The sequence below is a fragment of the Bacillus halotolerans genome (genome assembly GCF_004006435.1).
Taxonomy (GTDB): domain Bacteria; phylum Bacillota; class Bacilli; order Bacillales; family Bacillaceae; genus Bacillus; species Bacillus halotolerans.
In genome coordinates this window covers 2,142,632-2,168,759 of sequence record NZ_CP029364.1, presented here as the reverse complement: position 1 = coordinate 2,168,759, position 26,128 = coordinate 2,142,632, and the positions used below count along the sequence as shown (strand labels likewise).

Below are 26,128 nucleotides of genomic sequence, written 5' to 3'. Positions count from 1 at the left end.
TGCTTTCATGTAGTGCCGGGGCATTTAACATAAAAATCCCCTTGACGTAAATCCATGTTATCAAGGGGAAACAAAACGAGCTATGTTGTTTTCTTAACGCAGCCTTACATTTTTGTAAGAAATGAAAATCGAACCGATGTCCCTTTACCGGGAGACGAGCTGATGTCCACCGTATGATTGAGCTTGTCCGTAATTTCTTTGACGAGATGGAGGCCGATTCCCGTAGATTCTTGGAAACGCCGTCCGTTTTCACCGGTATAATAAGGGTCAAACACCCGCTTGATGTCTTGGGAGGGAATGCCGACACCGTAATCTTTGACTTCAAGCACCGTCCTGTCTTCATCGCGGGAGACATTCAGCTCAAGTCTGTCACTCTTGCCCGCTGAATACTTGACCGCATTTGTGACCACTTGGCCGATCGCAAATTTGAGCCATTTTGCATCGGTGTAAATCTTATGATCATCGCAAATGTTCATTTTCGGATAAACGCGGTATTGAATAAAAAATCGTTTATAGCTTTGAACGACTGATTGGAGAAGCTCGGACAGGGAAACCGCTTCGATTTTAAAATCCCGTTCAAACAGGTCGAGCCTTGAAGAATAAAGAAGCGTCTCCAGCCCAAATTCAATCTGCCGGACTTCTTTTTTGATTTGTTCAAAAACGGGCTCATCCTCTTCCTGAATGATTAAATTAATGACCGACAGCGGCGTCTTTACTTGATGCACCCATTGATTCATATACGTTACCCGCGCGTCAAGCTTGGCTTCGGTCTCATGGAGCTTCTGGTGCTGCAGCCGGATTAGCTCCATCTGCTTTTCATACAGCTCTGAACAAAACACTGAAGAACCGAGATACGGGATGTCCGTCCCTTCCTGTCCTGAACTGAGCCAATGATACACGCCGCGGTCTTTGTACCAGCGATAGGCAAGATAACCCGCCAAAATAAGAAGCTGCACGCCCAATATGTAAAACAAGTGAGAAAAAGAATGAAGACCCGCAAACCAGTAATAAAAGAAGACAAACAGCCCTTGAAGGAGAAAAAGCAGAATCAGCACTGCATGAGACCGGAGAAACAGCTTCATGACAGCGCCCTCAGCTGGTAGCCTTCGCCCCGCACCGATTCAATCGAAACAGGCGCATTCAGCTCCCGCAGTTTTTTTCTGAGCCGCGTGATATACACGTTAAGTGTATTATCATCGACGAAAATGTCGGTGTCCCACGTTTTTTCCATGAGCCGGTCTCTTCCCGTCACCTTTTCTCCCCGCTCCAGCAGCACTTCCAAAAGCTTACTTTCTTTTTTAGAAAGCTCGCTTTTTTCGTCATGAAAGCGCAGTTCAAACCGTTCCACAAAGAGCTGCACGCCGGCATATTCAACCACTTTCTCCCCCTGTTTTGCGGCGTACTCTCCGTATGCCCTGCGGATCTGGCTTTTGATTTTCGCCAGCACAATATCGTAGGAAAACGGTTTTTCGATATAATCGTCTCCGCCGTTTTCAATCGCCATCACCTGATCCATTTCCCCGCTTCTGGCTGAAATGAAAATGATCGGACTTGTGGAGTGCTGGCGGATCTGGCGGCACCAATAATAGCCGTCATAGGACGGCAGGTTGATATCAAGCAGCACTACATCAGGCTTTTCCCGCAAAAAAACATCAAGAACAGCAGTGAAATCCGCGGTGACCACGGTTTGGTATCCGTATTTTTCAAGATAATTCTGCAATAGTCCGCGAATGTCTTCACTGTCTTCTACAATCATGATTTTATTCAAACTGAACCACTCCCGTTTCTTACACTGCTGCCATCATCATAATCGTTTCGGGGGTACGGACGCAACACCGCACAAAAAAACCGCCATCTCGGCGGTTTCAGGTCTCTTCAGCCGACCTGCTGCTTAGCTGCTTTACCGGCTGATCCGAACTCTCTCATTTTGCTTCGCACTGTCTCTTCCACGGCTCCAATGCCGGGTGTCATATAGCCGCGCGGTTCGTACAGATCGCTGTTTTCCTGAAACATGCGGCGTGTTTCGTTTGTCCAGGCTACCATACATTCCGTATTGATATTGATCTTCGCGTGGCCGAGCGTGATGGCTTTTTTGATCTGATTCTGCGGAATCCCGGATGCCCCGTGAAGAACGAGGGGAATATCAGTCATGCGGGAGATAGCCTCCATTTCCTTAAATCCGAGATTCGGCTCACCCTGATATTTGCCGTGTACAGAGCCGAGGGCAGCGGCTAGCGCGTCGATATTGGTTTCTTTGACGATCCGCTCACATTCCGTGATATCGGCATAGCGGACCCCGCCGACCAGCCCGTCTTCCATTCCTCCGACCGTGCCGACTTCGGCTTCTACTGACACGCCGTGCTTTGCGGCATAATCGGTGACTTCTTTTGTCATCGCGATATTCTCGTCAATCGGCTGATGAGAGCCGTCAATCATCACTGAGCTGAATCCGGCATCAATGGCCTGTCTGCAACGTTCCGCACTGCTTCCGTGATCAAGATGAAGCACCACGGGAACGGTAATTGCCATTTCCTCCATTAACGCTCCGACCATGGAGGCAATCGTTTTAAATCCGCCTAAATAGTCGACCAGGCGATCGGAAGCCGCGGCGATGACTGGTGATTGCTCCTTTTGCGCCGCTTGCAAAATCGCCTTCGTCCACTGCAGGCCGTTGATATTAAACTGTCCGATCGCGTATTGCTCCCGCTTTGCATCTTCAAGAAGCTCTTTCATCGATACAAAAGCCATGTCCACCCCTCCTTTATCAATTACATTCTGAAATATTTTGATACCGCATCAATTGTAGTTTCTTTCGCTGTTTGAATCGTTTCTTCCGCACTGAGCTTATAGTATTCAGGCCGGAACAGCTCAACGGATACCACATCAGAGAAGCCGATTTCCTTGAGGGCTGATAAGTGGGCATCCAAGTCAATCGCCCCTTGGCCGGGCCATACGCGATCTTCATCCGTTAAAAAGCCGATTGGGAAATCTTCCGTATCGTCAATATGATAAATAAAGATTTTCTTCCCGTCCGCCTGCTTTAAGCTTTCAATATTGGATCCCATCGCATGGAAATGGAAGCTGTCAAAGACAAGCCCGACATTGTCGCGGCTGACAGTATTGATGATGTCATACGCCTGTTCAAATGTATTGACTGTACATTGCGGATGGCCGACAAACTCAAGGGCGATTTTTACGCCGTACGGTTCGGCGATATCAGAAAGCTCAGTCAGCACCTCTACACAGCTCTTTTTGATCTCTTCTTTTAAGATTTTCTGCTCCGTCACAAGCGGAACGGCCACCACATATTTCACACCGAGGGTTTTGCAGGTTTCCATCATGCCCTTAAATTCAGCAATGACCTCCTGATAGCCCTTTTCATCACGGTTATTGAAGAAAACGAGTGCGTTTAAGGCAAGCGGTTTAATGTGATGGGTTTGAAAGTATTCCGCAAGATCGGCCAATGAATGGTCTTTTAAGTACTCGGGCAGCTTATCCATTGTGCGGATTTCAATATAATCATAGCCATGCTTTTCACATAGCTCTAAATCCTGTTTAAGATTTGAGTTTTCCAATGTTGTTGCTTCATTGAAACACAGTTTCATGTCAGACTCCCCCATCTGCGTTTTAGATATGAAGGGAGTTCGGCAGGAAGGCTGTTCGCCATATCCCGCCGAACTCCATGCTCAGCTTATGCCAGACCTAATTCTTCTTTCATTTTTTTAAGCATAAATCGGCTTGATTCATCCGCTCTTTCGTCGACCCAAGCAAACACGGCATTCGTCGCAATTCCGTCGAACTTCATCTCTCTCAGCTTTCTGAAAATCGTATCAAAATCAACCTCACCTTGACCAATGTCCAAATGCTGGTGAACCGTTACTTTCGCGTCAGGCGGATTGACGATGTAGCGCAGGCCGTGAGCCGCTTTATGATTAAAGGTATCTGCAAATAAAACATGTGTGAGACGGTCTCCGGCTTCGTCAAACATTGTCGCGATATCGCCTTTTCCGTCATCGTAGAAGAACGTATGCGCAGTCGAGTAGACAAGGTTGATCCAGTCCTTGTCGAGCGCGCGGATCATATCCATCGCACCTTTGTGCGTTTCGATAAAATCGTACGGATGGGCTTGAAGATTGAGTTTAATGCCTTCTTTTTCAAAGACTGGCAGAAGTTCATCCATGGATTTGATAAATTTTTCTTCGCTTGTTAAAGGATCATATTTTGAACCGCTGAATTCACTGTTCATCAAATCCACTTCAAGTTCAACCGCAATTTCGATTGCCCTTTTCCAGTTGCGCACCGCAGCCTGGCGGCGGTCTTCTTCAGGACCCGCCCAATGGTAAAGCGGAAGGAGTGATGAAAGCTTAACACCTGTATCCCTTAAAAGCCGCTTTAATTGTTTGATCTTTGCTGAATCGACTTTAGGATATTTATAGAATGGACAAAAATCCTCGCGCGGGGAAAGTTCAATATATTCATAGCCAAGCTCCGCCGTTTTATAGACCATTTCCTCCAACGTTAAATCATCTCGATACATCGATGGATCCAATGCTAATTTCATTTTTTTCACTCCTCCATATTCCTAGTTTTCCACTGTTGTAAAGGATTGATAGAATTCCGGTTTTTCCTTCAAATCAACCTTTTCTTTTTGTCCAGATTCCTGGGCCTTTACACACGCGTCAGTCGTAACGGCAGCAATATAGCCGTCCCAAGCCGTCGGCCCGCTGACTTCGCCTTTTTTCTGGATCGAATCAATGAAGTCTTGGATTTCCACATCGTACGCATCCACAAAGCGTCTCTGCCAATCCATCAGAATATTTGTGCTGAATTTGCCTTCTTTTCTCATGCTGATGCTTGATGGTTCAGGAAGCTTGATGATGCCGTCTTCTCCGACGATTTCACATTGAATGTCATAGCCGTATTTACAGTTCACATAGATTTCAGCATTGATGACGATACCGCCTTTTGTTTCAATGACTACGATTTGCGGATCTTTTAAGTGCGGCAGGGCATTTTTTGATTTTTTCGGATAGATGACTTGAACGGACTCGTAGTCATCATTGACGAGCCAGTGCAGCACATCAATTTCATGAACAAGCGTGTCGACTACGGCCATATCCGTTGTGTAGTTGTCTCCCACAGTCGGGTTGCGGTGCGCGCAGTGAATCATGAGCGGCTCGCCGATGACATTGTTGTCGAGCGCCTCTTTCAGCTGTACGTAACCGCTGTCATAACGGCGCATAAAGCCGACTTGAACGAGGCGTTTCCCCGTTTTCATTTCCTCTTCGACGATGCGCATGCATCCTTCAGCAGTTGTCGCAAGCGGCTTTTCACAGAACACATATTTCTGGGCTTTAATGGCTTTCAGCACACTCGATTCATGCGCAGGCCCCCAGCTTGTCACTAGGACAGCGTCTACATTTTCATCTGCCAGAAGGCTGTCATCATCAGGATATACTGCTGCGTTTAATTGGTAGTGCTCGACGACATTCTGTGCGGCTTCTTGATTCACATCCGTTACAGCTACAATTTCTGCGCCGGACAGCTTGTTCGTGATGCGGTTAATATGTTCTTTTCCGATTGCTCCAGTTCCAATTACGCCAATACGTAAACTCATTGACAGCCACTCCTTCTGTTGGTTACATCATTTTGCTTTCTGTTCCTTGCTTTACTTGGCTCTGAGGAGATCCGTAGAGTTCCTCTTGAATTTGTTCAAGCGACTTGCCAGACGTATTCGGCGCGAAGAGAAGCCCGATGATCATACTGGCCGTCACACATCCGAGGAGAATTGCAGCCATCGTTCCAATGCCGAAATTGGTTATAATCATTGGGACAAACAGACTCCAAATCCCTATTGAAATACGTACGAGGAAAAACATTAGTCCTTGTGCGGAAGCACGATATTGCGTAGGAAAGATTTCACTGGCCCATAACTGATAGTTGGCTTGCTGCCCGGCTCCGTTATTGATGCCGATCACGACAATAAACAGGAGCAGAATAGGCATGCCTTGAACCGGCATCAGAAACAGCGTCCATCCGATCACCGCCATAAAAGCGGCGATTCCAAATACGGTTTTTCTATATTTGTCGGCAAAGGGCATGAAGATGAAAGCGACCCCCAACCCTGTGAAGATAAACAGTCCCATTTGCAAAAGGTTTGCCATGTTGGCAGATACACCGCCGACCTGCTGATAAATGTATGGCATAAAGAAGCCCATCACACCGGCGGCTAAATTCCAAACCAAGTACACACCCATCAAAAACAGTATGCTTTTTAGATACATTGGCTTGAGCAAATCAAAATACGATGTTTTGTTCAGTACGGCCGGCTTCTCTGTTTGTATGTCTGCGGGCTGGTTTTTCTGCTGCCACGCATCTGACTCCGGAAGCCTGATTCTCAGGATGTACGTAATCAGCGCAATGACAAGCAGATGGGCAAATACGATTTTATTCCCCAAGAGGCCTAAATCACCGACCAGTACGGAGAGAAGCAGCACAACGACAGCGCCCGCGGCCCAGGCGACTTGTGCCACGCCGCAATGGCGGGCTCGATTTTTCTTTGGCGCATTTTCTGCAATAATGGTCCATGATGCAGTAATGTCAGCTCCCACTGATAAACCGATAATCATGTAACCGCTTAACAACATGGGGAAATTAACCCCAAACAGAACCAAACAAATCCCTAATGCATAAACCAGCATGCTATTGGTATAAACAGCCTTCCGCCCGACTTTATCAGCCAGATACCCGCCAAGCAGGGCGCCGACAGCGGCAGAAATTGCATTTGCGCTTAGCGCGCCGAGCAGCCCGATTTGTGTATCAGATAGCTTTAGATAACTGACCCATAACGATAAACCAGCAGATCCAGCCACAATCGAACCGGCATCAATATAGTTAGCCAATGCTGCCGCGATTGTCCGTTTATTGAAGGCCGAATCTGCATTGGTATTGCTCATATATCCAGTCCCCATTACGCCAGATCCAGCAACTGCTCATCAATATAGTTTCTCGCGATCAATGCATACTCAAGCGGGTTTGCGACATCCGGGTCCTGTTCAGCTTCAATGACAATCCATCCGGAATAATTGTGTTTTAACAGCAGCTGATATACGTCTCTAAAATCAATGCAGCCGTCACCGGGAACCGTAAACATGCCTTGTAAAAACGCTTGCTGAAACGATTTCCCTTCGAGTTTGCATTTTTCCATGACATTCAGCCGGGCATCTTTAAAATGGACATGTTTAATGCGATCGATATGCTTTTTCAGCATGCCCATGTAGTTGCCGTCAGAAATATACGCATGACCCGTATCGTAGAGGAGGTGCACATGTGCAGGGTCTGTTCCCTCCATCAGGCGGTCCACTTCAGCCGCTGTTTGGACGCCGGTGCCGAGATGGTGATGATATACCAGCTTTAAGCCATGCTGATCGGCAATTTTCCCAAAATGATTTAATCCTTCACAAAGCCGTTCCCATTCCTCATCAGTAAAATGCGGTTTCTCTGTGAATACGTTTTTCTCCAGACTTTGCACGCTGTAGGTTTGTTCAGAGACAACTGCGACATCCGCATTGACTTGCTGCAAATACTCACAATGCAGGGTAAATGCCTTCGCCGCTTCACCAAGTCCGTCACGCAAAATAAAACTGCTGAACCATTTTCCCGCAATGCGTAAATTCCGAAGCTTAAGCTCTTTATTAAGAATGGAAGGCTCGGGGAAAAAGCCCCCGACTTCCGTACCTTGAAAACGCGCGACAACTATATCACTTAACAAATGCTGAAGTGTATTTCCCGCTCCGATTTCAGGCATATCATCATTCCGCCACCCAATGGGAGCGATCCCCCACAGGATTTCATGTTTGCCCATCATGATGCCTCCCCTCTAATACTGCTTTGCAGATTCAAGCATTTTCTCTTTTGCTTCATATGCTTTTTGAACGCTTTCTTGTTCAGATACTTCAGCCACTCCGACATGCCACCAGCTGTCATAGCCGTCAGTCATTGTTTTTGGCAGCACTTTCATTTCAATCAACGTTGATACGTCTTGTTTCTTCGCATCCTCTAACGCCGCTTTTAACTCTTCTACTGTGTTAGCACGGTACGTTTTCGCGCCATAACCCTCAGCGACTTTCGCGTAATCGACATTCAAGATTTGGTTGTCATCTGTGCGGAACTCACAGTAGTAGCTGCCGCTTCCGTGGTCCATTTGCAGGTTGTTGATACATCCGAATCCTGAGTTGTCAAAAAGCAGCACATTGATCTTCTTGTTATACTGAATCGCTGTGATCAGTTCGGAATGAAGCATCAGGAAGCTGCCGTCTCCGACAATCGTATACACTTCTCTGTCTGGGTGAGCCAATTTAAGCCCCAGTGTGCCGGACACTTCATAGCCCATGCAGGAATATCCGTACTCCAGGTGATACGTATTCGGGACATTGGAGTGCCACAAACGCTGCAAATCTCCCGGAAGAGAGCCTGCCGAACAGATAATCACACTGTCTTCAGGAATGGTCTCGTTAATCGTCAGCAATGCCGTTGTTTGCGGAAGCTCGGTATTCAACGCGTCAGCGTACTCGTTTAGAATCTCTTGAGAGAAATGATGTTTGATTTCCGGATCAAATTCTTCCCGCTTAAATGTCACTTTGCTGAGGCGGTCGCGTTCAGCGAGCCATTCGTCCTTCAGCTCTTGAATCGTTGAGCCAAATTCACTCTTATAGCCTTCAAGCAGGCCGCGCAGTTTGCCAAGCGTCACTTTCGCATCCGCTACCACTTGGAACGCATCGAGTTTATACGCCTGCATTCGGCTGACATTGATGTTCAGAAACTTTGCTTTATCAAAATCAAAAGCAGTCTTAGAGGATGTCGCAAAATCCGTATATCTTGTACCGATACCGATAATCAAATCAGCCTGGCGGGACGCCTTATTTGCCGCGAGTGTTCCTGTGATGCCCATTCCGCCCAAGTTGTTCGGAAAATCAGCTTCCACTGTCGATTTGCCTGCCTGTGTTTCAACCAGCGGAATGTCATAGGCCTCAGAAATGGCGATTAATTCATCGCGCGCACCGGAATATTTCGCGCCTCCGCCTACGAGGATCACAGGGTTTTTGCTGGCTTTAATCAGCTCCGCCGCACCTTGAAGTTCACGCTCGCTCGGCTGCATGCGATCAATATAGTGAACCCGTTTGACGAAGAAACTTTCATCGAAATCGTACGCTTCGCCTTCCACATCCTGAGAAATGCAAATGGTCGCCGGACCCGCTTTTGCCGGATCAGTCATGACTTCAAAAGCGCGAAGCAAGCTGCTCATCAGCTGCTCAGGGCGTGTAACGCGATCCCAGTATCTCGATACAGGCTTCAATGCATCGTTTGTTGTAACCGCCGCACTGTACTCTTGCTCCATTTGCTGCAGTACAGGGTCGGGCTGTCTTGTCGCAAATGTATCTGCCGGAATGAAGAGAACAGGAATATTATTTGCCAATGCAGTGCCGGCTGCCGCCACTAAGTTGGCCGCTCCCGGTCCGACAGATGTTGAGACCGCGTAAATTTTTCTTCTCAGCATTTGCTTGCTGTACGCCATTGCGGCATGCGCCATTCCCTGTTCATTTTTCCCTTGGTACACTTTTAAATGGCCAGCATCCTGCTCAAGCGCCTGCCCAATCCCTAAAACATTTCCATGACCGAAAATCGTGAAAATCCCTTCTACGAAAGGCTCTTCCTTGCCATCAACATGGATGTACTGCTGGTTTAAGAATTTAATCAGCGCTTGTGCTGTTGTTAAGCGAATTTTCTTATCCACAAACGATCCCACCTTTACTCGATCTTTTTCAATTATGACTGTGCTTCAATAAGCTGAGCGATTTCATCCGCCGTCGGCATGGCTTCCGATGAGCTATGCTTGCTGACAACAATGGAGGCTGAGGCGCTTCCGTACTTCAATGCCGTTTCAATGTCTTTGCCGCTGACAAGTCCGTAGATAAAGGCCGAAGCATATGAGTCACCGGCTCCGAAGGTTTTCAGCACTTTTGTCTTGTACGCTTGGGCGCGGAAGACTTCGCCGGATTTGCTGTATGCGTACGAGCCTTCTACGCCATGCTTGATGACGACGAGGTCGGCTGAATGGTCAAATAAATAATCGACAGACTCTTCATTGCTGCCGCCTGTGCGGTTTTCCATGACATCGAATTCATCCCGTGTTCCGATGACAATATCGGACTGCTCAGCGACCAAAGAATAGTAAACAGCTGTTTCATCGGCTGACTGCCATGTATATGGGCGATAATCCAGTTCGAACACGACTTTTACCTGGTGATTTTTCGCATATTGAACGGCTTTTAACACCGCTTCCCGTGACGGGCTTTTAGCGAGCGCTGTCCCGGAAACGAGCAGCATTTTCGCATTTGCAATGTAGTCCTCGCTTACCTCTGAAGGCTCAAGATAAAGATCGGCCACGTCATCGCGGTACATTAAGATGCTGCATTCTTCCGGACTCAGAATTTCAGTAAATGCGAGACCGGCTTTATGCCCTTCCTTATCAACGACCATTTGCGTTGTGTCTACGCCGGTTTTTCTCATATAGGACTCTATGAATCTGCCATGCTGGTCATCTGGAATTTTGCCGATAAAGCCCGCTTTTAAGCCGAGCTTTGAGCTGCCGATCGCGATATTCGCAGGCGAGCCGCCAACGTATTTCGAAAATGTCATCGTTTCTTCCATTGGGCGATTGTATTCAACCGCGTTCAAATCAATACACGCCCGGCCGATGGCAACAATATCAAAGTCCTTCTCTTCGTTGAATGTATACTTCATCGTAAACAGCCACTCCTCACTTGTTAGCGTTCTAAAATCCACTCATGAGCCGGATCATTATGAAACTTCCATTTTCGTGTCGGTCCTGCCATGACATTTAAATAGTAGGACGTATATCCGTCCGGCACACCTACCGGGTGATATCCCGCAGGAACGATGACAACGTTTTCATTTTCTACAGTCATTGTCTCGTCAATGGAGCGGTCATCTGTGTAAACGCGCTGAAATACAAAGCCTTGGCCCGGATCTAATTCATGGTAGTAGGTTTCTTCCAAGAAGGACTCCTCCGGCAGGTTGTCTTGATCGTGTTTATGAGGCGGGTAGCTGGACCAGTTTCCGCTGTCTGTATAAACTTCAACCACTAAGAGGCTGTTAGCGGAAGGATCTGAATCCGGAAGAATGTTGTGAACGGTCCGTTTGTTGGAAAACTTTCCGCGATGTTCAATCCCGTTGTCTTCCGCCTTGATCAGCTTTGTCGGAAGCTGTTTCTCTGATGGCGAATAGCAAAGCGCCACTCTCGCATCACTCTCTGCCGTAATCTCAAAGGCAAGGTCATTGGAGATATAGACGCTGTCTGTCGGTTTTCTCTCAAATACGCTTTCACGCGTACCGATATGTTCAAACGTAGATTCATGATCCGTCACTGTGATTTTTCCCGTCACTGCCACAATGCAGATTTCTTGTTTTTTCAATTCTTCTGTATAGCTTGAACCGGATGCGAGTTCTAACACTTTAAACTCTACATAGGTAAGATCTGAGTTTGATTTCGTTACTTCATGCACAAGTTTGACGCCTTTTGATACTTCATTCGACTGCGGCTTACGCAACAAATGACTCATGGTTAAGCCCTCCTCTTTCTATGGTAAGAATGAGTCCGAACAGCGCAGAGACACGCCGTTCGGCTGTTCGTCGTTTAGTTGAAATCAGGTGCCGGGTATCTTGCTGTCACTACTTTTTTACGCGTGTAGAAGTCAACGCTGTCCTTACCGTTCGCGTGCAGCGTTCCGAAGAATGAAGACTTCCAGCCGGAGAATGGAAAGAACGCCATCGGTGCCGGCACACCCAGGTTGATGCCGAGCATTCCCGCGTCAATATTTTCACGGAAGTAGCGGATGGCATTCGAATTGGATGTGAACAGGCAGGCGCCATTCGCAAATTCAGACTTGTTGGCAATCTCAATGGCTTCTTTCAGGTTTTTCACACGAATGACGGATAGGACAGGAGCAAAGATTTCGTCTTTCCAGATCGTCATCTCTGTTGTGACATTATCGAAGATTGTCGGGCCGACAAAGTAGCCGTCGTCAGACACATTTTCACGTCCGTCACAAACGAGTCTCGCGCCTTCTTCCAGCCCTTTTTCAATGTAGCTGAGCGTGCGTTTCTTGTTGTCCTCACGAATAACCGGTCCCAAGAATACGCCGTCATCAAGGCCGTTTCCGATTTTAATCTCAGCGGCTTTTTCTTGAAGCTTCGCCATGAATTCATCAGCGATACCTTCTTCAACTGTCACAACCGCACAAGCCATGCAGCGTTCTCCGGCTGAACCGAAGGCTGCTCCGATGATGTTTGTGATCGTGTCTTCGAGATTCGCGTCATTCAGGACAATCGTGTGGTTTTTCGCGCCTGTCAGAGATTGAACACGTTTTAAGTTTTCGCTTCCTTTTTTGTAGACGTATTCACCGACCGGCTTTGAGCCTACGAATGAAATCGCTTTAATTTCAGGATGCTCGAGGATGCCATTCACAACGTCATGCGCACCGTATACGACGTTGAAAACACCTTTTGGAAGGCCCGCTTTTTCAAAAAGCTCAACCAATTTCTCCGTTAACAGCGGCGTACGCTCAGACGGCTTTAAAATAAATGTGTTGCCGAGTGCAATGGCCATTGGGAACATCCAGCAAGGAACCATCATCGGGAAGTTAAATGGTGCGATTCCGCCGACAACTCCAATTGGGTAGCGGTAGTTGGCCGCTTCCACATCCGTCGCAATAGAAGCAAGTGAGTCACCCATCATCAGAGAAGGCGCGCCGGCTGCGAACTCAACGTTTTCAATCCCGCGTCCCACTTCTCCCAGAGCTTCTTTTGTGTTTTTGCCGTTTTCGATGGTAATCAGATGAGCAAGTTCTTCTTTATGCTGAGACAGCAGCTGCTGGAAGTTAAATAGAATTCTCGCACGGCGCGGAACCGCCACTTTCGACCATGTTTTAAATGCCTCACCCGCTGTTTGAGCCGCGTAATCAATATCTTCTTTTGTAGAAATCGGCACTTGGCACAGCACTTCTTTCGTAGCCGGATTGATAACGTCTTCATATTGATCCGTTTTGCTTTCAACCCATTCACCGTTGATATAGTTTTTTAATTTTCTGATTTCTGCCATTCTTATTGCCTCCTTCATTAGTAAACACATACACTTGTATGGATGGTTCAGGATAGATTCATAAGATTACAATTAAACGCTTTCAAAAAAACAAAAAAAATCAATGGTTAGATACACTTTTTGTAAGCAACCATATCATCACTGAAATCACACACAACAGGTTACTTCTTGGTCATTTCTTGGTTATATTCTAATCGTATAATACCCATAAGTCAATCACAAACACTAAATTTTTTCATTATTTTTATTATACTAATCTTTCAGTAATGCAAGAGACCGCCTGGAAGTCCGGCGAATCTTGCAAAAGATACATACCAATGTTATCATTTTTTAAGCAACTATTGATTAACTTTTGGTTTTTATTATATATTTACATTACTTTAAGATTCAAGAAGGAGTTTTTTGTATGAAACTGATGCGGATACAGGAAATGGAGGAGTACATTTTATCGCATGGCACTGTTTCCTTAGATGAGCTGTGCCAGGTTTTCAATGTCTCAAAAAACACAGTCAGACGCGATATCAACAAGCTGACGGAAAAAGGTGCGATCGAAAAAGTATACGGCGGCGTAACATCAATTGAGAAAACCGCACTTGTTCCTTTTGAGAATCGCACCATCCAGCACCAAGATGAGAAAACAAAAATTGCCCATTATGCTTCCCGGTTTATTGAAGACCATGACTTAATCTTCATTGACTCAGGAACAACAACCAAGTCGATTCTCGATACGCTTGATCCGAACAAAAATGTCACCATTTTAACCAACAGCTTGGACATTATCAATGCGGCATCGGCTATGAAGAATATCAACCTAATCATTATCGGAAACAATTATAAAAGAAAAACACGCTCCTTTGTCGGCATGGATGATCCGGGCACTTTGGAGAAGTACAATATCAATAAAGCCTTTATGTCTGCAACCGGAACAACACTGACACACGGACTGACCAATTCGGATCTGCTCGAGTATGACATTAAAAAGAGGATTTCTGAAAAAGCGAAAGAAGTGTATTTATTGGCCGACCATTCAAAATTCGGAAAATCAACGCTGCTGACCTATGCGCCCTTTGACAGACTGCACTGTATTGTGACATCTCAGCCGTTAGATGACGAGTACACGCAGTACTGCCATGAGCACCAAATCGGCATTCATCTGGCCTAACGTTTACAATAGTGTTGAGAGTCTTTCATCAATTTTATTCCAGGAGGTAGATCATGAAAAAAGCAACGCTCGGAAAATCAGACTTGCAGGTATTCCCTATCGGATTAGGAACAAATGCTGTAGGAGGACATAACCTCTACCCGAATCTGAATGAAGAAACCGGAAAAGAATTGGTTCGCGAGGCCATTCGTAATGGCGTGACCATGTTAGACACCGCTTATATTTATGGCATCGGCCGTTCGGAAGAGCTAATTGGTGAAGTGCTGCGCGAGTTCAATCGCGAAGATGTCGTCATCGCCACAAAAGCCGCGCACAGAAAAGAAGGAAATGACTTTGTTTTTGATAATTCGCCTGAGTTTCTGAAAAAATCAGTTGATGAAAGCCTGAAACGTTTGAATACCGATTATATCGATCTGTTCTACATTCACTTTCCGGATGAACATACGCCGAAGGATGAAGCGGTTAACGCACTGAATGAAATGAAGCAAGCCGGAAAAATCCGTTCCATCGGTGTCTCCAATTTCTCTCTGGAACAGCTGAAGGAAGCCAACAGAGACGGTTTGGTCGATGTGCTCCAAGGTGAATACAACCTGTTAAACCGTGAAGCGGAAACAACCTTCTTCCCGTATACGAAGGAACACAATATTTCATTCATCCCTTACTTCCCGCTTGTATCAGGATTACTGGCCGGAAAATATACGGAAGATACGACGTTCCCTGAAGGAGACCTGCGAAACGAACAGGAACACTTCAAAGGCGAGCGTTTCAAAGAAAATATCAGAAAGGTCAACAAACTGGCGCCGATTGCTGAAAAGCACAACGTGGACATCCCTCACATCGTATTGGCTTGGTATTTGGCAAGACCGGAAATTGATATTTTAATCCCTGGAGCAAAACGTGCCGATCAGCTGATTGATAACATCAAAACAGCCGATGTAACGCTTTCTCAAGAGGATATTTCGTTTATTGATAAGCTGTTCGCATAATAAGAAAACAGCCTTCTCCATAGGGAAGGCTGTTTTTTTTGCCCATAAATTGGTTTGATTTTGTTACAAAACTTACAAAAAGAGCCATGAATCCGATAAAATAAAGGTAGTTTATCTCAGAAAGAAAGTGATTGAAAAAGCTAAACATGATATGAAAGATTGATATGACGCTAGAATCAGCTAGCAATAGAATAAGCTCATCAGCTTCTATCACTTTTACTGACGATTCAAACCAGAAATAACGGGCCGTTGCGGTCTATGGAGGAAACAGAATGAAACTGAAATATGTTAAAGCCTTAGTCGCAGTAACCGTTGCTTTAGGTGTACTGCTGCCATCAGCCATTTCTCACGCAAAAAGTTTTAGCGGCCGCTCATCATCCAGCCACAGCAGCCGAAGTTCAAGCTCGTCATACAGCGGAAGCTATAAATCCAGCCCGAAATCAAGCTACAGTTCAGGATCAAGCTCTTCAAGCAACAAGTCCAAAACGTCTGATGATTCATCATCATCGATTTCACTGAAAAAGAAATCTTCCGAAAAGACAAGCTCATCAAGCTCTAATAAATCGCCAGGCACGTTTTCCGGCGCCACATCAAAAGTAAGCGGAAAGACATACAGCGGAAAAACATCTAAAGCTTATGTTGGCGGACGTTATGTTTCAGTGAATCATTATTACAATGCAGGATTCTCGCCATCAGGATGGTTTGGCTACTATAGCGGATTCACAATGAGCATGTTCATGATCAGCATGATGCACCCTTGGGGTTACACCTATCATCCAGTCGGAGGCCCAGGCTATGTTTCTTATGGCGCTTCACCCATTGCCTGGATCGTTGATGTCATCGCTTTGATCATTATTTTAATCATTGTCATCGCACTGATTCGCGCATTTAAAACACCGAAGACGTACAGAAGGAGCTTTTAGGTAATGAAGTTAGTATTAAATGAGCAAGAAATTGTAGACGGGATTTGTGTGTATATTTCTAATGAAGAAGAGATTTACCCTGAGGACGTTGAAGTAAAAGAGCTGTCTTACAACAAGCGTACAGGATTCTTCGCTGAAGCCAAATATGGCCTGCATCACAAGCAGCTTGAGTCAGATGACATTTCAGAAGGCATTATTCAGTTCTTAGAGGAATACCACAACTTCAATCCAGACGTTACCGTCGTTGAATTGCAATTTGATAAGAAAAAAGGATTCTCCGCCTTGGTTTTCGTCAACGAGGGTGAAGAATAAAAATGTCTTAATCAGAACCTTACTCCGGGCGAGTAAGGTTTTTTTATGATGTTTTTTGAAATGCAGGTACAGAAACGGCTGTTTCCGGTAATGGGAAGAGCACCGCCCCTAATGATCGGCAGACTGCCTGACAGATAAAATGGGAATAAGCCTCCTTTTACTCATATCCTTGCGTGAAAAAGGTTTTGGCGCTTACAATGATTTTGAAAGGAATGATTACAATGGCAAATGCTCAATTCCCTCTTATCACACAAAACCTTTCTCTCGATCTCGTTAATACTGAAATCATAAGCTATGATAAACGGCACGATCTCATCCAGTCAGAAAAAGATCTGATGGCATGGTTTGAAATAATGGGAGAAACTGCTCCTTTTCTCAGGTCTTTTACGCTGCAGCAAGTCCAAGAACAATTGCAACGGATTCATCAATTCCGCGCTGAGCTGAGAAAACATTTTGAGAGTATCGCCGAAGGCAGTAAACCTTCTCTAGCTTTTATCGCTTTCCTGCAAGATCAAATCGCCGCCGCTCCTTTTTCTTATCAAATCTTAGATGACAAACTTGCCCGCATTCCGAATGGAAAACCAGATGATTCTATTTTATCACTTATCGCTTACGATGCCTTATGGCTGATTCATACAAAAGAAATCCAACAGCTGAAACGGTGCGCAAACGAAAAGTGCATTTTGCTTTTTCTTGATAAAACAGGAAGGCGAAAATGGTGCTCCATGAAGATATGCGGCAACAGACAAAAAGTCTCACGCCATCATAAAAAAAATCAATAATGAGTAAAAAACCGTTCCCCAGAGAACGGTTTTTTTATCGAAGTTGAAACTAACTATTAAAAATAAAATTTACGGGTTAGTTTATAGCTATTATCCTATACATACTGGGAGAGATAAATTTGGAAAACAACTTCTTTTTGAAAATGTAAGGAAAAGGAAAAACACCTTTACAGGTAAATGGAAAGGACGCCGTCACAGGCTTTTTAGGAGGATTCATCACCATTCTGGCGCTTGCAGTATTGACCTCTTATACATCAAGCCCATGGTTAATGGCCCCTTTTGGAGCGAGCTGCGTGCTGGTATTCAGCGCTTGGAATGCACCTTTATCACAGCCGAGAAATGTGATTGGCGGGCATTTTATCTCTGCACTTACAGGACTGGCTGTCCTTCATATATTCGGAGCTCATCCCTGGACTTTTGCATTGGGGACAGGGCTTGCCATCTTTTTCATGATGCTGACCAAAACCACTCACCCTCCTGCCGGCGCAGATCCCATTGTGGTCATTCAAGGGGCGTATGCTTGGAGTTATTTACTGTTTCCCGTTTTCATTGGGTCTGCCATCATCGTGATCATCGCTCTCGTGATCAATAACTTGCGTAAAAACCGCCAATACCCCTCGTTTTGGCTTTGAATTTCCTTTTGTGAAATCAATCTTTTTTCAAACAAATGTTTCAAATTGATTAGGAGAAGGGTACTAATCTATTAACTTTGTTACATCGTACATACTCATTGGCTCAAAGACTGAGGAGGAACATTTGTGAAGACAAACACAAGGAAATATATGATCTACTTTTTCGGCGCTTTAGGGGGGCTGCTTTACGGTTATGATACGGGCGTTATCTCGGGAGCGCTGCTGTTTATCAACAATGATATCCCTTTAACAACACTGACAGAAGGATTGGTTGTCAGCATGCTGCTCCTCGGCGCGATTTTCGGTTCCGCTTTAAGCGGCACGTGCTCCGATCGCTGGGGCAGGAGAAAAGTCGTATTTGTTCTATCCATCATTTTTATCGTCGGGGCGCTTGCTTGTGCATTTTCTCAAACCATTACCATGCTGATCGCGTCTCGGGTCATTCTCGGCCTGGCCGTAGGCGGTTCAACGGCGCTGGTGCCTGTATATCTTTCCGAAATGGCACCGACAAAAATCCGCGGAACACTCGGCACGATGAACAATTTAATGATTGTCACCGGTATTTTACTTGCATACATCGTAAACTATCTATTCACACCGTTTGAAGCGTGGCGCTGGATGGTGGGGCTGGCTGCGGTGCCTGCCGTGCTTTTATTAATCGGGATCGCATTTATGCCTGAATCACCAAGATGGCTCGTGAAGCGCGGACGTGAAGATGAAGCGAAACGAATCATGAAAATCACTCATGATCAAGAAGATATTGAACGTGAACTGGCAGATATGAAACAAGGGGAAGCAGAGAAAAAAGAAACAACACTCGGCTTGCTAAAAGCCAAATGGATTCGCCCTATGCTTCTCATTGGCGTCGGCCTCGCCGTTTTCCAGCAGGCTGTCGGGATTAACACGGTTATCTACTACGCGCCAACCATTTTCACGAAGGCCGGTCTCGGCACATCGGCATCGGTGCTCGGCACAATGGGAATCGGCGTACTCAACGTCATCATGTGTATTACAGCTATGATTTTAATCGACCGCATCGGCCGCAAAAAGCTGCTGATCTGGGGAAGCGTCGGTATTACGCTGAGCTTGGCCGCACTATCGGCTGTGCTCCTGACGCTGGGGCTCTCAACATCAACAGCTTGGCTGACCGTTGTTTTTCTCGGAGTTTATATCGTATTCTACCAGGCAACATGGGGTCCGGTTGTATGGGTTCTGATGCCTGAGCTCTTCCCATCCAAAGCGCGCGGGGCCGCGACGGGCTTTACCACTTTGGTGTTATCGGCAACCAACCTGATCGTGTCGCTTGTCTTCCCGCTGATGCTCAGCGCCATGGGCATCGCATGGGTGTTTACAATTTTTTCAGTCATTTGTCTTCTCTCATTTTTCTTCGCCCTTTACATGGTTCCTGAAACCAAAGGGAAAAGCTTAGAAGAAATTGAAGCAAGCCTGAAACAACGTTTTAAAAGAAAGAACAGCGGACAAAGCCGTATGCTCAATGAACGGACGTCATAAATAGAAAAAGGAATCGTCTCATCGGGACGATTCCTTTTTTATGGTTACACCATCACCTTGCACATATTGTTCGTAAATTCCACAGGGTCCTGAATCGGCAGACCTTCGATCAGAAGCGCCTGGTTATACAGGAGATTTGTGTACAGGCTTAGTTTCTCTTTATCTTGTTCGAAAGCGTTCTGCAGCGTCTTGAATACCTCGTGATTCGGGTTGATTTCCAGCACTTTGTCCGCTTTTACATTTTGGCTGTCCGGCATCGCGTTTAAAATTTTTTCCATCTCGATTGTCACTTCACCGTCAGCTGCAAGGCAGACCGGATGAGATTTAAGGCGTTTCGATACTCTGACGTTTTTCACTTTGTCAGACAGAATATTTTTCATTTCCTCAAACAGATCCTTGTACTTGCTTTCCTCTTCTTCAGACTGCTTTTGATCCTCTTCTGAATCGATGCCAAGATCGCCGCTTGATACAGATTTGAACTCTTTTTCTTGATATGAAGCGAGCATTTTGATCGCAAATTCATCGATGTCCTCTGTAAAGTAAAGAATTTCATAGCCTTTGTCCGCTACCATTTCCGTTTGCGGCAGTTTTTCAATGCGATCGTATGAATCACCGGTCGCGTAGTAGATATATTTCTGCTCTTCAGGCATTCTGGATACGTACTCGTCCAGGCTGACCAGTTTTTTCTCTTTGGAAGAGTAGAATAGTAAGAGATCCTTCAATTGATCTTTATTCGCGCCAAAATCATTGTACACGCCGAACTTCAGCTGTCTGCCGAACGATTTGTAGAAGGTCTCATATTTTTCTCTGTCTTTTTTCAGCAGGCTCTGCAGCTCGCTTTTGATCTTTTTGCTGATGTTTTTCGCAATCAGCTTCAGCTGGCGGTCATGCTGCAGCATTTCTCTGGAAATGTTCAGCGACAGGTCCTCAGAATCGACCATACCCTTCACAAAACTGAAGTGGTCCGGAAGCAGATCCGCGCATTTGTTCATGATGAGCACGCCGTTGGAATAGAGCTCCAAGCCTTTCTCATATTCCTTAGAATAATAGTCAAACGGCATGTTTTCAGGAATAAATAAAATGGCGTTGTAGCGCACGGCACCGTCAACACTGATATGGACATGAGTGAGCGGTTTATCAAATCCGTAATGCTTTTCAGAATAGAACGTTTCATAGTCCTCATCTGTCAGCTCGCTCTTGTTTTTTCTCCAGATCGGCACCATGCTGTTAACCGTCTGTTCCTCCTGCACCTCTTCAAATTCATTGTCGCTGCCTTCCTTCGGCTTATTAACCGTTGTATCCATTTTGATCGGGTAGCGAATGAAGTCAGAGTACTTTTTGATGATCGCTTTTAAACGATATTCTTCTAAAAACTCATCATAGCTCTCATCTTCCGTGTTCTCTTTGATCTTCAGGATAATGTCTGTGCCGACAGAATCCTTTTCACACGGCTCAATTGTGTAGCCGTCCGCACCTGCAGACTCCCATTTATACGCTTCTTCACTGCCGAGCGCTTTACTGATAACGGTCACCACATCGGCAACCATAAACGCCGCATAAAATCCGACACCGAATTGCCCGATGATGTCATGGCCGTCCTTCAGTTCGTTTTCTTTTTTAAACGCAAGAGAACCGCTTTTCGCGATCGTACCGAGGTGCTGTTCAAGCTCGTCCTTTGTCATTCCGATCCCTGTATCCGTGATCGTCAGCGTTCTCGCGCCTTTGTCAGCCGCGACTTTTATGTAGTAATTGTCTTTATCGAAGGTTAGCGCATCATCTGTCAGCGCTTTGTAATAGATTTTGTCAATCGCGTCACTCGCATTGGAAATTAACTCGCGAAGAAAGATTTCTTTTTGAGTGTAAATGGAGTTAATCATCATATCCAGCAGTCGTTTGGACTCTGCTTTAAACTCTTTTTTGGCCATTCAGCTCGCTCCTTTTTCATGCTTTGTGATGTTATGTAAACTCTTTTCAGCATCTATTTATCATAAATGATGACTCATGTCAATACGGTTTCCATCAAAGATTGATAGATGCATATATATGTAAATTTAACATTAGTTGGGGGTGTTTTCACTATTTTTTCTAGACAGTCTGATGAGAAAAAGAGAGGATCAGCCTCTCTTTTGTCCTGCATCATTCCATCGGCTAAACTCCCGCTTCATCCAAATATGCACCGGATAGAAAAACAAACAGAACGGTATCAGAAACAATAGATTATGCCATGAAGCATTCAGAAATGCGCTAGCTGTAACCGGAAACGTAATCTCTTGCAATAAAAAAGAGATGACAGTCAGCACAGCAAACGCAGCCGGAATCGTAATGAGACAATAAAATTTGAGTTCCTTCTTATGCTGTATCTTCAAAACACTTAAAACCTCCCAACAATTTCTCATTCATATTAACATAGGCAGTTATTACTTTTCTCACATGTTTATCACTGCACACAGCGGGAAGACAAAAAGAAAAAGGAGGATTCGTGTTATGGGAAGACTTGATAACAAAACCGCTGTGATCACAGGCGCCGCAACAGGCATTGGACAAGCAACGGCAGAGGTTTTTGCCAATGAAGGCGCGCGTGTGATGATTGGAGACATCAATACAGATCAAATGGAAGATACAGTTGAAGCAATCAGACAAAACGGAGGACAGGCGGATGCCTTTCACCTCGATGTGTCAGATGAAAACAGTGTGAAAGCATTTGCTGAGCAAATCAAGGACGCCTGCGGAACGATTGATATTCTGTTTAATAACGCCGGCGTCGATCAGGAAGGCGGAAAGGTGCACGAATACCCCGTTGAGCTGTTTGACCGTATTATGGCCGTCGACCTGCGCGGCACATTCCTTTGCAGCAAATATCTGATTCCGCTCATGCTCGAAAAAGGAGGCTCCATTATCAACACCTCCTCCATGTCAGGCCGGGCCGCGGACCTCGATCGCTCCGGCTATAACGCCGCAAAAGGCGGTATCACCAACCTGACAAAAGCGATGGCGATCGACTACGCGCGAAACGGCATCCGCGTCAATTCCATTTCTCCGGGCACGATCGAAACGCCGCTGATTGATAAACTGGCCGGCACCAAGGAACAGGAAATGGGCGAGAAATTCCGCGAAGCCAACAAATGGATCACACCGCTCGGCCGCCTCGGCAAACCGAAGGAAATGGCGACGGTGGCGCTGTTCCTCGCTTCTGACGACAGCTCATACGTCACAGGCGAAGACATCACCGCAGACGGGGGCATCATGGCGTATACATGGCCTGGCAAGATGCTGATTGATGAAAAATGGAAGGAAGAAACGAAATAAGAGAGGGGATTCAGCCCCTCTCTTTTTTGTTGTTCAAAGCAATATAATCTTATACTTCTTCACATCCAAAAACTGCAAAAACTCCCTGGCCAGCACCCCCGGATCGTGCGCCTTTCCCTCATCCAGCCGATACAACATCAAACCGATAATCATAGCGGAAACATAATAAGCATAAAGTTTCTTCCCCGCGCGGATATCAAGCTGCTGATGCAGGTAAAAAGATTCCAGGGCTTTGAACATGCTGGGTATCACATGAGGAATTCCCCATTCAGGATTGAGAAACCGGACAATGGGCGAGCGTTCCGATAATGCAGAAAGCAGGCTGGCAAGCGCCGTCTCAGCTTCCGCTAAAGAAAGCTCATCCGGACTGGCACTCACCGTCAGCCGATCAATCATATCTGCACACGATTGATGAATCATCGCTTGTAACAGGTCATCTTTATTGGCATAGTGATCATAAAAGGTCGCCCTGCGGATGTTGCTTTTTCTGGTGATATCCGAAATGGTCACCGCCGCATAGTCTTTTTTCTCCGCCAATACGTCCAGCAAAGCCTCTTGCAGCGCCTGTCTCGTGCGGACAACACGCCGGTCAATTTGCTTATTCTCCTCCGGCTCCGCTTCAGCAGCCTGCCCAAACAGCCAATAAAACCGTTTCTGAGAAACGAGTTCCCATACCTTGTGGCTGATGGCTTGCGGAGATGCAGACGCATCCTCATTCAGCCAGTACAAAATAATCGCATACGTATACAATGCTCTGTAATGTCCGTAAATCTCCTGCTCCATCGGCGTTAAATTCACATGAATCGGAGACAGCATGACATCCTGCTGAAACACATCTTTAAAAAACCGGTGGAAATTGTGATACGGTACGTTGTCTCTGACCATCATTGCTGAAAAAAAGGATTGATGCTGATGAACAAAAGACAATGTCGGATGCACTGTTTGCCGCTTTTGGCTGAGATGAAGTGTATCCATGTGCTTGAAAGCTTCGTAGAGCGCTTCGCTCAATCCTTCCTGCATGTCACTCATCAAATCCTCAATGATTGAAAACTTATCCTCGTAATAAAGATAGAGTGTCCCGCGGCTCACTTGTGCGTGTTCAGCAATTTCTTTCATTGTAATCTGTCGAATATCCCTTTTTTCTAATAAATCCAGAAGCGCCTGTTTGATTTGAGCCTCAGCAGATTCCGGCAAAAGAGTCACCTCCAAACTTAGACAGATGTTCGATATATGTACGGTAACGTATAGATGATTCTCCGTTGTCTTTCTTATAGAAAAGATACCACTTTATAATAGTTCCGAGATAAGCAGAAAGCAAATGAGGGGGATTTTACAATGGAACAGCAAGTAAAAGACGACATTCAGCGCGTCTTCCAGCTTCAGAAAAAACAGCAAAAAGTGCTGCGCGCTTCAACAGCGGAACAGCGTAAAGAAAAGCTTCAGCGCTTTTTGGATTCCGTCATTGCACATGAAGAGGAAATCATCGAAGCGATCCGCAAAGACGTGCGGAAGCCATATCACGAGGTCAAAAAAGCGGAAATCGAGGGTACAAAAAAAGCGATCAGAGATAATATGAACAACCTGGAAACATGGATGGCACCCAAAGAAGTCGGTTCATCCTTAAGCTCTGATGCCAACGGAATCCTTATGTACGAGCCTAAAGGCGTCACGCTTATACTCGGTCCGTGGAACTACCCGTTTATGCTGACGATGGCGCCGCTTGCCGCTTCTATCGCTGCAGGAAACAGCGCCATTGTGAAGCTGTCCGATTTTACGATGAACACAAGCAACATTGCCGCAAAAGTCATCCGAGATGCTTTTGACGAAAAAGAAGTTGCCATTTTTGAAGGAGAGGTTGAAGTGGCCACTGAGCTTCTTGATCAGCCGTTCGACCACATTTTCTTCACCGGAAGCACAAATGTCGGAAAAATCATCATGACAGCCGCCGCCAAACACTTGGCATCTGTCACGCTTGAGCTTGGCGGCAAGAGTCCGACCATCATCGACAGTGAATACGACTTAATGGACGCAGCGAAAAAAATTGCTGTCGGCAAGTTCGTAAATGCCGGCCAAACCTGCATCGCACCGGATTATATCTTCATTAAAAAAGACGTGCAGGACAAGTTCGCAGGCATTTTACAAACCATTGTCAACGCAGGATTTATGGAAGATGATTACACGCCGGATCGAAACAAATTTACGCAAATTGTCAATGACCGCAACTTTAACCGCGTCAAAGCGTTATACGACGATGCCATCGAGAAAGGCGCGGAAGTCGTGTTCGGCGGCGTATTTGATGCAAGCGACCGTACGATCTCGCCAACCGTTTTAAAAAACGTTACGCCAGATATGAAGATCATGCAGGAAGAAATCTTTGCACCGATCCTGCCGATGATGAACTATGAAGACATCGATGAGGTCATTGATTACGTAAATGACCGCGATAAACCGCTCGCGCTTTATGTATTCAGCCACAACCAAGACCTGACCGACAACGTCCTTCAGCACACCACATCAGGAAATGCAGCGATCAATGATGTCGTCGTTCATTTCAGTGACGTCAACCTGCCATTCGGCGGCGTAAATACAAGCGGAATCGGCTCTTACCATGGGGTATACGGATTTAAAGAGTTTTCTCATGAAAAAGGTGTGTTTATTCAAGCAGCTAAATAAACATGATTTAGAGAATCTGCATCATCTTGCAGGTTCTCTTTTTCTATCATCCCCGACAAAGTTTCATAACAATAAATAAATGTAGTTCACAGAAAAATCATGCATTAACACAAAATAGAAAACTATGTAAAATCCCTTGTGACAGGTTTCTTTGGCGCAGAACGAAACGCTGCAAAAAACCAAATGATGTTTACAGCCGCTGAAGCGAGACAGAGCCCCATCACAGTGATCACATCAGAGAGCGGATGGTCACTGAATATACTGACCATCAGCACAATGGCGGCAGTAGATAAGTGAATCAGCAAACCCATGCCGCAAAGCGCCGCCATCACATATCTCATTACATCCACACCCAGCATGTAAATGAGGATTGGAATGAGATAGAAAACAAGTATCATACCAATTGCCGACCACATACCGATAGAGTTAAACTGATTGGCTGAGGACCCCGTGTCTGCCAGCGGAGAAAGTGAAGCCGCAGCAATCATCACGCAAAAAAGGATCGCAGAAATCGCAGTCATGATCACCACGCTATTTTTTCTGGACATGATCAATTGACACCTCCTAAAATAGAAATATTAACCTTTATTATCATAAGGTAATATCTAATAGAAATCGATGGGTTTTCTAAAAACACCCATAAAAAAAGATATACTCCAT

General features: G+C 45.6%; 24 protein-coding genes and 1 pseudogene. 9 read left to right on the top strand and 16 right to left on the bottom strand.

The window, feature by feature from the left end:
• Positions 1–104: 104 nt before the first annotated feature.
• The 12 genes from yxdK to iolA all read right to left on the bottom strand — a co-directional run bounded on the left by yxdK (position 105) and on the right by iolA (position 13,180).
• Positions 105–1,082, bottom strand: a complete 978-nt coding sequence (gene yxdK / locus DIC78_RS11065) for a two-component system sensor histidine kinase YxdK (protein WP_127696291.1) — start codon at positions 1,080–1,082, stop codon at positions 105–107.
• Complete coding sequence (yxdJ, locus tag DIC78_RS11060) at positions 1,079–1,768, bottom strand: two-component system response regulator YxdJ (RefSeq protein WP_106019833.1); 690 nt, start codon at positions 1,766–1,768, stop codon at positions 1,079–1,081. The genes yxdK and yxdJ overlap by 4 nt, the downstream gene beginning before the upstream one ends.
• A gap of 107 nt (positions 1,769–1,875) precedes the next feature.
• A complete protein-coding gene (gene iolJ, locus DIC78_RS11055) occupies positions 1,876–2,748 on the bottom strand; it encodes a 6-phospho-5-dehydro-2-deoxy-D-gluconate aldolase (protein ID WP_127696290.1) in 873 nt (290 codons plus the stop codon).
• Between the two features lie 20 nt (positions 2,749–2,768).
• Positions 2,769–3,605 (bottom strand): 2-keto-myo-inositol isomerase, encoded by an 837-nt coding sequence (gene iolI, locus DIC78_RS11050; RefSeq protein WP_127696289.1) that lies wholly within the window; start codon positions 3,603–3,605, stop codon positions 2,769–2,771.
• A gap of 86 nt (positions 3,606–3,691) precedes the next feature.
• Positions 3,692–4,561 (bottom strand): sugar phosphate isomerase/epimerase family protein, encoded by an 870-nt coding sequence (locus DIC78_RS11045; protein ID WP_059335278.1) that lies wholly within the window; start codon positions 4,559–4,561, stop codon positions 3,692–3,694.
• A 21-nt stretch (positions 4,562–4,582) separates the two neighbouring features.
• On the bottom strand, positions 4,583–5,617 hold the full coding sequence (gene iolG, locus DIC78_RS11040) for a bifunctional inositol 2-dehydrogenase/D-chiro-inositol 1-dehydrogenase (protein ID WP_103672023.1): 1,035 nt from the start codon (positions 5,615–5,617) through the stop codon (positions 4,583–4,585).
• A 22-nt stretch (positions 5,618–5,639) separates the two neighbouring features.
• A complete protein-coding gene (iolF, locus tag DIC78_RS11035) occupies positions 5,640–6,956 on the bottom strand; it encodes a myo-inositol transporter IolF (RefSeq protein ID WP_106021864.1) in 1,317 nt (438 codons plus the stop codon).
• 14 nt (positions 6,957–6,970) lie between these two features.
• Positions 6,971–7,864: a myo-inosose-2 dehydratase gene (gene iolE, locus DIC78_RS11030; RefSeq protein WP_106019837.1), complete on the bottom strand. Its 894-nt coding sequence runs from the start codon at positions 7,862–7,864 to the stop codon at positions 6,971–6,973.
• 15 nt (positions 7,865–7,879) lie between these two features.
• Positions 7,880–9,793, bottom strand: coding sequence for a 3D-(3,5/4)-trihydroxycyclohexane-1,2-dione acylhydrolase (decyclizing) (gene iolD, locus DIC78_RS11025; RefSeq protein WP_127696288.1), 1,914 nt, complete (start codon positions 9,791–9,793; stop codon positions 7,880–7,882).
• 32 nt (positions 9,794–9,825) lie between these two features.
• The gene (iolC, locus tag DIC78_RS11020) at positions 9,826–10,803 is read right to left on the bottom strand and encodes a 5-dehydro-2-deoxygluconokinase (RefSeq protein ID WP_106019839.1); all 978 of its coding nucleotides are present in this window, start codon (positions 10,801–10,803) and stop codon (positions 9,826–9,828) included.
• A 23-nt stretch (positions 10,804–10,826) separates the two neighbouring features.
• Entirely contained in the window at positions 10,827–11,642 is an 816-nt protein-coding gene (iolB, locus tag DIC78_RS11015; protein WP_127696287.1) for a 5-deoxy-glucuronate isomerase, read from the bottom strand.
• Between the two features lie 74 nt (positions 11,643–11,716).
• The gene (iolA, locus tag DIC78_RS11010) at positions 11,717–13,180 is read right to left on the bottom strand and encodes a methylmalonate-semialdehyde dehydrogenase (protein ID WP_105954570.1); all 1,464 of its coding nucleotides are present in this window, start codon (positions 13,178–13,180) and stop codon (positions 11,717–11,719) included.
• A gap of 406 nt (positions 13,181–13,586) precedes the next feature.
• Here iolA and iolR point away from each other — a divergent pair, with 406 nt between their 5' ends.
• From iolR to DIC78_RS10975, 7 genes and pseudogenes are all read left to right on the top strand, one after another.
• Positions 13,587–14,342: a myo-inositol utilization transcriptional regulator IolR gene (iolR, locus tag DIC78_RS11005; protein ID WP_024123450.1), complete on the top strand. Its 756-nt coding sequence runs from the start codon at positions 13,587–13,589 to the stop codon at positions 14,340–14,342.
• Positions 14,343–14,395: 53 nt separating this feature from the next.
• The gene (locus DIC78_RS11000; RefSeq protein ID WP_024123451.1) at positions 14,396–15,328 is read left to right on the top strand and encodes an aldo/keto reductase; all 933 of its coding nucleotides are present in this window, start codon (positions 14,396–14,398) and stop codon (positions 15,326–15,328) included.
• A 272-nt stretch (positions 15,329–15,600) separates the two neighbouring features.
• Entirely contained in the window at positions 15,601–16,251 is a 651-nt protein-coding gene (locus DIC78_RS10995; RefSeq protein ID WP_127696286.1) for a hypothetical protein, read from the top strand.
• Positions 16,252–16,254: 3 nt separating this feature from the next.
• Positions 16,255–16,563: a DUF2653 family protein gene (locus DIC78_RS10990; RefSeq protein WP_024123453.1), complete on the top strand. Its 309-nt coding sequence runs from the start codon at positions 16,255–16,257 to the stop codon at positions 16,561–16,563.
• A gap of 221 nt (positions 16,564–16,784) precedes the next feature.
• Positions 16,785–17,345, top strand: a complete 561-nt coding sequence (locus tag DIC78_RS10985) for a CGNR zinc finger domain-containing protein (RefSeq protein ID WP_106022022.1) — start codon at positions 16,785–16,787, stop codon at positions 17,343–17,345.
• 119 nt (positions 17,346–17,464) lie between these two features.
• Positions 17,465–17,977: pseudogene (locus tag DIC78_RS10980) on the top strand (HPP family protein).
• Positions 17,978–18,103: 126 nt separating this feature from the next.
• A complete protein-coding gene (locus DIC78_RS10975; protein WP_106021860.1) occupies positions 18,104–19,489 on the top strand; it encodes a sugar porter family MFS transporter in 1,386 nt (461 codons plus the stop codon).
• A gap of 44 nt (positions 19,490–19,533) precedes the next feature.
• On the opposite strand, the gene htpG is transcribed toward DIC78_RS10975, so the two are convergent.
• The gene (gene htpG, locus DIC78_RS10970) at positions 19,534–21,414 is read right to left on the bottom strand and encodes a molecular chaperone HtpG (RefSeq protein ID WP_103672032.1); all 1,881 of its coding nucleotides are present in this window, start codon (positions 21,412–21,414) and stop codon (positions 19,534–19,536) included.
• 189 nt (positions 21,415–21,603) lie between these two features.
• A complete protein-coding gene (locus tag DIC78_RS10965; protein ID WP_024123458.1) occupies positions 21,604–21,855 on the bottom strand; it encodes a hypothetical protein in 252 nt (83 codons plus the stop codon).
• Positions 21,856–21,973: 118 nt separating this feature from the next.
• Between DIC78_RS10965 and DIC78_RS10960 the strand changes: the two genes are divergently transcribed.
• On the top strand, positions 21,974–22,795 hold the full coding sequence (locus DIC78_RS10960; RefSeq protein ID WP_106021857.1) for an SDR family oxidoreductase: 822 nt from the start codon (positions 21,974–21,976) through the stop codon (positions 22,793–22,795).
• Positions 22,796–22,828: 33 nt separating this feature from the next.
• Here DIC78_RS10960 and DIC78_RS10955 read toward each other — a convergent pair whose 3' ends face one another.
• The gene (locus DIC78_RS10955; RefSeq protein WP_127696285.1) at positions 22,829–23,989 is read right to left on the bottom strand and encodes a TetR/AcrR family transcriptional regulator; all 1,161 of its coding nucleotides are present in this window, start codon (positions 23,987–23,989) and stop codon (positions 22,829–22,831) included.
• A gap of 141 nt (positions 23,990–24,130) precedes the next feature.
• Between DIC78_RS10955 and DIC78_RS10950 the strand changes: the two genes are divergently transcribed.
• Entirely contained in the window at positions 24,131–25,468 is a 1,338-nt protein-coding gene (locus tag DIC78_RS10950) for an aldehyde dehydrogenase family protein (protein WP_127696284.1), read from the top strand.
• 122 nt (positions 25,469–25,590) lie between these two features.
• On the opposite strand, the gene DIC78_RS10945 is transcribed toward DIC78_RS10950, so the two are convergent.
• Complete coding sequence (locus DIC78_RS10945) at positions 25,591–26,016, bottom strand: DUF5391 family protein (RefSeq protein WP_127696283.1); 426 nt, start codon at positions 26,014–26,016, stop codon at positions 25,591–25,593.
• Between the last annotated feature and the right edge of the window lie 112 nt (positions 26,017–26,128).

Coding starts and splice junctions, on each gene's coding strand:
- DIC78_RS11045 (WP_059335278.1), bottom strand. CDS start 4,561: ATGAAATTAGCATTGGATCCATCGATGTATCGAGATGATTTAACGTTG.
- iolE (WP_106019837.1), bottom strand. CDS start 7,864: ATGGGCAAACATGAAATCCTGTGGGGGATCGCTCCCATTGGGTGGCGG.
- DIC78_RS10995 (WP_127696286.1), top strand. CDS start 15,601: ATGAAACTGAAATATGTTAAAGCCTTAGTCGCAGTAACCGTTGCTTTA.
- DIC78_RS10960 (WP_106021857.1), top strand. CDS start 21,974: ATGGGAAGACTTGATAACAAAACCGCTGTGATCACAGGCGCCGCAACA.
- DIC78_RS11000 (WP_024123451.1), top strand. CDS start 14,396: ATGAAAAAAGCAACGCTCGGAAAATCAGACTTGCAGGTATTCCCTATC.
- iolR (WP_024123450.1), top strand. CDS start 13,587: ATGAAACTGATGCGGATACAGGAAATGGAGGAGTACATTTTATCGCAT.
- iolI (WP_127696289.1), bottom strand. CDS start 3,605: ATGAAACTGTGTTTCAATGAAGCAACAACATTGGAAAACTCAAATCTT.
- htpG (WP_103672032.1), bottom strand. CDS start 21,414: ATGGCCAAAAAAGAGTTTAAAGCAGAGTCCAAACGACTGCTGGATATG.
- iolC (WP_106019839.1), bottom strand. CDS start 10,803: ATGAAGTATACATTCAACGAAGAGAAGGACTTTGATATTGTTGCCATC.
- yxdK (WP_127696291.1), bottom strand. CDS start 1,082: ATGAAGCTGTTTCTCCGGTCTCATGCAGTGCTGATTCTGCTTTTTCTC.
- iolG (WP_103672023.1), bottom strand. CDS start 5,617: ATGAGTTTACGTATTGGCGTAATTGGAACTGGAGCAATCGGAAAAGAA.
- DIC78_RS10990 (WP_024123453.1), top strand. CDS start 16,255: ATGAAGTTAGTATTAAATGAGCAAGAAATTGTAGACGGGATTTGTGTG.
- iolJ (WP_127696290.1), bottom strand. CDS start 2,748: ATGGCTTTTGTATCGATGAAAGAGCTTCTTGAAGATGCAAAGCGGGAG.
- iolF (WP_106021864.1), bottom strand. CDS start 6,956: ATGAGCAATACCAATGCAGATTCGGCCTTCAATAAACGGACAATCGCG.
- DIC78_RS10945 (WP_127696283.1), bottom strand. CDS start 26,016: ATGTCCAGAAAAAATAGCGTGGTGATCATGACTGCGATTTCTGCGATC.
- iolB (WP_127696287.1), bottom strand. CDS start 11,642: ATGAGTCATTTGTTGCGTAAGCCGCAGTCGAATGAAGTATCAAAAGGC.
- DIC78_RS10985 (WP_106022022.1), top strand. CDS start 16,785: ATGGCAAATGCTCAATTCCCTCTTATCACACAAAACCTTTCTCTCGAT.
- iolA (WP_105954570.1), bottom strand. CDS start 13,180: ATGGCAGAAATCAGAAAATTAAAAAACTATATCAACGGTGAATGGGTT.
- DIC78_RS10950 (WP_127696284.1), top strand. CDS start 24,131: ATGGAACAGCAAGTAAAAGACGACATTCAGCGCGTCTTCCAGCTTCAG.